Origin of the sequence: Lysinibacillus macroides (assembly GCF_001281525.1) — a bacterium.
Classification (GTDB): Bacteria; Bacillota; Bacilli; order Bacillales_A; family Planococcaceae; genus Lysinibacillus; species Lysinibacillus macroides.
This window is the reverse complement of record NZ_LGCI01000012.1, coordinates 1-933: the sequence shown is the minus strand read 5'-3', so window position 1 is coordinate 933 and position 933 is coordinate 1. Positions and strand designations below refer to the sequence as shown.

The following is a 933-nucleotide window of genomic DNA, read 5'->3' as shown; positions in this document are numbered from 1 at the left end:
TTTCTCTTCCAATCTATTTGTCTTCTGTAATCGCAAACGAGATAAGTTAAAGATTCTCCATTGGGATCATAATGGGTTTTGGTTGTATTATCGCCGTCTTGAAAAAGGCATTTTTCAATGNTGTTAAGTAAAACACCCATTGAACGAGTCTATTTAGCGACGGGTTCAACAGATTTGCGAAAGTCGATCGATGGATTGGCAGCGATTGTTCAAATGAGTTTTCAACTGGATCCTTTCTCTTCCAATCTATTTGTCTTCTGTAATCGCAAACGAGATAAGTTAAAGATTCTCCATTGGGATCATAATGGGTTTTGGTTGTATTATCGCCGTCTTGAAAAAGGCATTTTTCAATGGCCAGACGAACAAACATCCAACCCTCAATGCATTAGTCCTCGCCAATTAAATTGGTTGCTTGATGGACTTCCATTAGAACAAAAACAAGCACATCAAAAAATGGATGCAAAATTTATCATTTAAAGAGAGTTGACAATCCATGTCACCTCTCTTTATGGTATTCTATTTTCATGGAAAAAAATACGCATGAACTACAAGATACAATTGAAGAACTCGCAGCAAAAAATGCGGATTTAGAAAAACAAAAAGAAGTCCTAGAGGCAAAAGTAAAATGGTTGGAAGAACAATTCCGACTAAGCCAACAAAAGAGATTCGGGACATCTAGTGAAAAAACAAATCCGGATCAAATCGAACTATCTCTTTTTAATGAAGCTGAAATCACAGCGGATGTAAAAGTGGAAGAACCTACGCTTGAAACGATTACGTATAATCGAAAGAAGTATGTAGGACAACGAGATGCGAAACTTGAAAACTTGCCTACGGAAACGATTCATTATCGTTTATCCGAAGAAGAGCAGGTCTGTTTGTGTTGCGGTGAAACTGTGCATGAAATGAGTACGGAAACGCGACGAGAATTAA

At 37.4% G+C, this 933-nt stretch carries 2 protein-coding genes and 1 pseudogene; all 3 read left to right on the top strand.

The window, feature by feature from the left end; translation table 11 throughout:
- Positions 1–120, top strand: a pseudogene (tnpB, locus tag ADM90_RS25655) (IS66 family insertion sequence element accessory protein TnpB); the annotation flags it as partial.
- An 18-nt stretch (positions 121–138) separates the two neighbouring features.
- Positions 139–477 (top strand): IS66 family insertion sequence element accessory protein TnpB, encoded by a 339-nt coding sequence (tnpB, locus tag ADM90_RS25650; RefSeq protein ID WP_412177006.1) that lies wholly within the window; start codon positions 139–141, stop codon positions 475–477.
- A gap of 47 nt (positions 478–524) precedes the next feature.
- The coding region (locus tag ADM90_RS21910; RefSeq protein ID WP_200908584.1) for a transposase at positions 525–933 on the top strand (409 nt) is incomplete at its 3' end.